5 protein-coding genes and 1 pseudogene are annotated in these 5,807 nt (G+C 68.6%); 4 read left to right on the forward strand and 2 right to left on the reverse strand.

Features of this window, described 5'->3' with window-relative positions:
* Positions 1-382: 382 nt before the first annotated feature.
* Positions 383-862, forward strand: a complete 480-nt coding sequence (locus tag IEZ15_RS43260) for an NUDIX hydrolase (protein ID WP_189282413.1) — start codon at positions 383-385, stop codon at positions 860-862.
* A 7-nt stretch (positions 863-869) separates the two neighbouring features.
* Here IEZ15_RS43260 and IEZ15_RS43265 read toward each other — a convergent pair.
* Positions 870-1,746: pseudogene (locus IEZ15_RS43265) on the reverse strand (IS5 family transposase).
* A gap of 424 nt (positions 1,747-2,170) precedes the next feature.
* Between IEZ15_RS43265 and IEZ15_RS43270 the strand changes: the two are divergent.
* A complete protein-coding gene (locus tag IEZ15_RS43270) occupies positions 2,171-2,974 on the forward strand; it encodes an IS5 family transposase (RefSeq protein WP_189282414.1) in 804 nt (267 codons plus the stop codon).
* Complete coding sequence (locus tag IEZ15_RS43275) at positions 2,971-3,375, forward strand: hypothetical protein (RefSeq protein ID WP_189282415.1); 405 nt, start codon at positions 2,971-2,973, stop codon at positions 3,373-3,375. The genes IEZ15_RS43270 and IEZ15_RS43275 overlap by 4 nt, the downstream gene beginning before the upstream one ends.
* A 20-nt stretch (positions 3,376-3,395) precedes the next feature.
* Here the strand turns inward: IEZ15_RS43275 and IEZ15_RS43280 are convergent, their stop codons facing one another.
* Entirely contained in the window at positions 3,396-4,190 is a 795-nt protein-coding gene (locus IEZ15_RS43280) for a GOLPH3/VPS74 family protein (RefSeq protein ID WP_189282416.1), read from the reverse strand.
* Between the two features lie 113 nt (positions 4,191-4,303).
* Here IEZ15_RS43280 and IEZ15_RS43285 point away from each other — a divergent pair, with 113 nt between their 5' ends.
* Positions 4,304-5,545 carry a hypothetical protein gene (locus tag IEZ15_RS43285; RefSeq protein WP_189282417.1) on the forward strand — a complete coding sequence of 414 codons (1,242 nt, stop codon included), beginning with the start codon at positions 4,304-4,306 and terminating at the stop codon, positions 5,543-5,545.
* Positions 5,546-5,807 lie beyond the last annotated feature (262 nt).

The raw sequence follows: 5,807 nt of genomic DNA on the forward strand, positions 1-5,807 counted from the left end.
GGGGTATGGCTTGCGCTGGCTCACGCCGTAGCGTTGACACGGGAGGACCGGAAGGTGCCGTTCCGCTGAACGTCAGGCGGTTCTGGCGCATCCTCAAACCAAACGGACTTCCAGTGGTAGAAGCGAGTGAAACGGATGGCAGGCTCCGAGCGGTGAGAGGTTATGAAACTCGCATGCCACTCGAACTATGGCAAAGCAGGTCAGCGACGAAGGCCGCTTTTCGGAATAGACCTACGTAAACGCCCTCTCAGTGGGCGTTTGATGTTGGTTCGCGCCGAACGTTTCGACACGCTTTGCCGCAAATATCGCTAGGACGTTGTTGAAATGTCGATCAACGCAGCCCAGCTCTTGATCGACATTTTGAGCACCGCATAGCGTCAGGATGGTGGAAACAACGCACCGGCCCGCCGCCCGGGTCATCTGTCTGGACGCTGCCCATCGCCTGCTTCTCCTGCACTGGCGTGATCCGTTCGACGGGACATGGCTCTGGGAGCCGCCCGGTGGCGGTTTCGAGCCGGGCGAGACGCCGCTGATGGCGGCACGACGAGAACTGGCCGAGGAAACCGGACTCGACCCGACTGCGGTGCTTGATCGGTCTGTGCCAGTCGACCGTGATGTTCAGTGGAACGGCAGGCGGTACATCGGGACGGAGCACTTCTTCGTTGCGCTGTTCGCCGACGAGCAACCATCGCTTGTGCGGACCGGCCTGCTCCCCGATGAGCAGGTCAACCTGGACACGCACGTCTGGATCGCATGGTCGGATCTGAGCTCGCTGCCAGACCCGGTTGAGCCGCCACAGTTGCTGGCCGTGCTCGGCGCCCTGGTGCCAGACGGCCCGTGGCGTGATCGTGATCGTGTATGACGGGCGGTCACAGCGCCTGCCGTATGAGCGTGAGTTGGACGGTCGACTCGTAGCGGACAGCGAGCTTGTCGTACCTGGTCGCGACGCCTCTTGCCTGCTTCAGAAGGCCGATCCGGCACTCGACTTTGTGTCTGCGCTTGTACATTTCGCGGTCGAATCCGGGTGGACGGCCGCCGAGGGAACCACGCCGGATCCGGTGTCCGGCCTGGTCCCGCTTCTCCGGGATGGTGTGCGCAATCCCGCGTTTACGCAGGTAGGAGCGGATCTGGCGGGAGGAGTACGCCCGGTCGGCAAGTACATGCTCCGGCCGGGTGCGGGGGCGTCCACCGCCGATCCGGGGGCACGGATTCGGTCCATCACCTGCTCGAAGATCGGTGCATCGCCCCGCTGGCCGGCGGTGATGACAGCTGCGAGAACGTGGAAGGAGGCGTCGACGGCGAGGTGAATCTTGGTGGTCAGCCCGCCGCGTGAGCGCCCCAAGCCGTGGTCGTCCGGCTCGGCCGCGAGGCCGTTCGGACGCGTCCGGCCCGGACCGTCAGCCCCTTTTTGCGGGCCCCGGCGGCATGCTGGTGGGCTCGGCAGACAGTGGAGTCGACCGAGACTTCCCACTCGATGACCCCCTCGGCATCCGCCTTGACCTGCAACTTCTTCAGGGCGCGGGCCCAGGTTCCGTCGATCTGCCAGCGTCGGAACACCGCATACGCGGTCTCCCAGGGGCCGTAACGCTCGGGCACGTCCCGCCAAGGCGAGCCGGTCCGGGCCCGCCACCAGATCCCGTCGAACACCTGCCGCCTATCCCTCGGAGGTCGGCCCATCTTCGGTATCGGCGGCAAGACCGCTTCCAGCCGCTCCCACTGTGCATCCGTCAGATCGCCACGAGACATCTGAAGATCGTTTCACGACCTTGATCAACATCTCAAACACGTCCTAACGTGCACGGTCCGAAATGCCTGGAAGCTCCCTACCGGCAGGGAGCTTCCAGGTCATTGCTAGACCAGACGGAATCTGTGCAGCATGTGCGAGCTAAACGGGCGCACAGATCGCCGTCTTCGCGCATGTAAATCCCCGCTCATGCGGCAAGTCGCCTCAAAAGCCACTGGTCACAAAGGCGTTATAGCTCCACCAGGCATACCTAAACGCCCACTCTCTCAGAGGGTGTTAGAGGGTGTTAAGTCCCGTTCCTGATGATGTGGTGTCGCTCTTTCGTGGGTGATGGGTCGGTTCCGTCCTCGCTTCATGTCGTGTGCATGATGAGGTCGCGGGCATGGAACGGATGCCGTACGCAACCGACTTGACGAGCAGTGGGCGTTGATCGAGCCGCTGGTCACCGCGTGGAAGCAGGAGCGGGTGGCGCGGTCGGCGACCGAGGACCCGGGCTCCTGCGACCTGCGCGAGGTCGTGAACGCGCTGCTCTACCAGAACCGGACGGACTGTCAGTGGCGTCTCCTGCCGCACGACCTCCCGACCTGGTCGGCGGTGTTCTACTACTTCAGCCTGTGGCGCGAGGACGGCCTTGACCAGCGGATCCAGGAGATCCTGCGCTGCCAGGTGCGGGAGCGGTCCAGGCGATTAGAGGACCCGTCCCTGGTGATCACCGACACCCAGTCCGTCCGCGTGGCGGCCGGAGTGCCGAAGAAGACGACGGGACTGGACGCGAACAAGAAGACGCCCGGCAGGAAGCGGGGACTCGCCGTCGACGTACTGGGCCTGATCACCGTGGTGATCCTCGCCGCGAGCGCGCACGACAACGAGGCCGGCATCACCCTGCTGGACCAGGCGGCCGAACGATGCGGGATGCGCCTGAAAAAAGTCCTCGTCGACCAGGGCTTCAAAGACGCCGTGATCATCCACGGGGCGGTGAAGGACATCACCGTCGAGGTGGTCCGCCGCAACCCCGACGACAAGGGCAAAGGCTTCGTCCCGCAACCGAAACGATGGGTGGTCGAGCAGGTCAACGGCACCCTCATGCTGCACCGGCGCCTAGCCCGCGACTATGACCACCGGCCCGACAACGCGGCCTCCCGCGTCTACTGGGCCTCCACCGCCGGCATGCTCCGCCGCCTCACCACCCCTACCCCCACATGGCGTGACGACGTGGAGCTGGCCGCGTGAACGCCTGCGAACTCCTGCGGCTGCTGCGGACCGAACACGATGAGACCGCCGCACGAGCCGACAACCTGCGCGAGCAGATCGAGCGGCTCACCACCGCCCTCGCCGAGACCGAAGCCCGCCTGGCCGAGCTCACCGCCACCCGCAAGGTCATCGACGGCCTCACCCCACCCGACCACGAACCGGCCCCCACGCAGACCACCACCGCCACCGTCTGCCAGCGCATCGTGACCGCGTTCAACGAGCACCCCGGCAAGGTGTTCCGCCTCCACGATCTGCACGAGCACCTCGGCCTTCCCACCGACGAGCCCTCGATCAACGTCACCCGCTCCCGCCTGGGACGACTCGCCCGTCAGGGATTCCTCGAGCAACCCGGACGCGGCCGCTACCAGAAACGGACTTAACGCCCTCTCAGCTGTCGGTGTCACCAGCCGCCGTGGTTGCCGTCCCCGTGCCCGCCGCCGTGGTGGCTTGTGCTGCCTGTGCCTCCCTCGGACCAACTCCCCGGGTCCAGGTCGTGGCCGAGGCTGTGGCCGCCGGTAGTGAAGTCGGCGTAGAGGTCGCTGAGCTCGCCGAGGAGTTGACGGGTGAGGGCGTCGACGCCAGCGGTCAGTGAAGCAGCGAGTTCCTCGTCGGCTGCCGGGGCTGATCCGGCGGTTGCGGCGAGGGCTGCCAAACGGCGGCGATCGGTGATGCCCCGCAGGCCCGGGTACGCAGCAGGGGCGAGGCCCGCAGCCCGGACGAGGACGGCGAGGGATAGGTCTTGGTCGGTGGTGGGCATTGCGGAGTCGGAGCGGACCACGCTGTCAAGACGGGCCAGCAGCGCCCGGCGGCGTGGCAGGTCGAGGGAGAGAATGTCGTGGCGGGTACGGCCGCCGGGGTCGCGCCACCGGCGGACCCGGACCGCCTTCTGGTCCTCCAGCCGGGAGAGATACTCGATGGTGAGGGAGCGCGGTGTCCGGCGCAGCCAATCCTTGAGGCTGGGCGGAGGAGCAGCCGCGCCCAAACTGTGCAGGACATTGCTCAGGCGGCGGTCCTCGACGCGCCGGGAGTCCATCACCTCGATGCACCGGGGGCCGACGGTGATCCGTCCGGCCAGGCTCAGATCCACCAACTCCGAGGCCCGCAGGGCGAACCGGAGCCGCTCATCAGCCCGTATCCGTATTCGCCGCCCGCCCGGAACTATTGCTAGCAGGAGCAGTTCATCCCCCGTGGTCATACATGCAGGGTATGCGCGACCGTCTGCGGAGGAGAGCCCTCCGCTGACCCTCGCGCCAGCTTGCGGCGCTCGGCACGCCACCGTCCCCCCGCGACTTCGAGGAGGTTCTGCCCGTGACGGCCGAGTGCGCGGACGGCACCGTGGAGCCGCTCGCGTCCTGGCTGCGGGTGTGGGACTGGTCCCCGGTCCTGCCAGAGCATCTGCTTACCGGCTTCGGACCGCTGCTTGCCGCGCTGTGGCGCCTGAACCCCCAAGGCCCGGCCGACCCGCGCGCCGCTGTCCGGCCGGAGCCGGTCAGGGCGCTCACGGATGTCGGCGGCCAGGACCTGGTGGAACTCGCGGCCGCGCACGGCCCGTCGGAGGCGGCCCGGGCCTTGGCCGCCGCCGAGGACGCCGGCGCCGACGCCTACGCGGGCGTCCTGAGACGCCTCATCGCCACCGCGCCGGCCGCCTGGACCGCGGACGTGCCCGCGGTCCTTGCCGCGCTCGGTCTGCCCGTCCTGCACGTGTTCTCCCTCGCCGCGGCCGCAGCAACCGCCCACCTGCCCGGCGCCCTGCCGGGCCCGGGCCTCTCCCACGCGGTCGCCGCCGCACTCCGGCTGCGCCGCCCCGCGCCCGGTACCGGTCCGGCCGGCAAACGGGCCGCGGCCGTACGCCTTTTCGCCGACGAGGCGGTCTTTGGCCTGCTCGGCGAAGCCTGGCGCCGCCCGGCCGGAGCGGCCGGCCTCGACGACGGCCTGCTGCCCGGTTTCCTGGCCCACCTGCACGCCCTGGCCAACACCCTCACCCACGCCCCGGCCGGCGCGGCGGACGACGAGACGACGGCCGGCCCGCCGCGCCGGGATCCCGCGGTGGGCGCGCTGGAGTGCCTGCTGGACTACGCCGCGAGCCGGGCCCGCACCGACGGCGAGATGCCCAGGGACGTCCTGGACCTCCTCGCCGCCAGCCGGCCGGCCGTGGTCGCCGCCATCGGAGCCCGGCTGCCGGCCCTGCACCATCACGCTCCCGGCTTCACCGCCGCCCACCGCACGACGCTCACCACTCTTGACGGCCCCTCACCGGCCGCTGCCTGGCTGCACACAGGGCCAGCCGACCCGCCCCTGCTCGCTGCACTGGACCGGACCGCGCTGCTCGCGGCCCTCCGGCCCGGCGCCGCCGGCCCGGTCGAGCACCTGGCCACCCGACACCCGCCGCGATCTCCAACCCAAGAGGCACCACCCCGGACAGTACGTCCTGGAGATCAAAGCGGATACGGGCGACGGCTTCTGGGTCGACACCACCTACCACCTCAATGCCGCCGCTTCCTGACACCGAAGCAACAGCAGCAGCTGGTAGGGGTGCTGTTCCTCACCTGAGAATCGGGCCGCCGCCGGCCCCCATCGACCGGCGAAGCGGCTACATCGACGGTTTGCGCGCCATCGCCCGCAGCAGGGGCTTCAGAAGGATCACCAGGTCAGTGGCAAGAGCCCTTGCTGAAGGTCGCGTGGGAGAGGTAGAACGCGAGCATCCCCGAGTCGGGGGGCGGCCGGTCCTCGGCCCCCGGGAAGACTACGGGGGGCTGCTCGTCCAGGGTCAGCGTGATGCGGACGCAGTACTCCGTCTCGGTGTCCTCAGTGC

The sequence above is a fragment of the Streptomyces atratus genome (genome assembly GCF_014648655.1).
In the GTDB taxonomy this organism is placed as follows: Bacteria; Actinomycetota; Actinomycetes; order Streptomycetales; family Streptomycetaceae; genus Streptomyces; species Streptomyces atratus.

What these genes read in the sequence shown, in the direction of transcription:
- IEZ15_RS43280 (WP_189282416.1), bottom strand. Translation starts at nt 4,190, where the DNA reads ATGACCACGGGGGATGAACTGCTCCTGCTAGCAATAGTTCCGGGCGGG.
- IEZ15_RS43260 (WP_189282413.1), top strand. Translation starts at nt 383, where the DNA reads ATGGTGGAAACAACGCACCGGCCCGCCGCCCGGGTCATCTGTCTGGAC.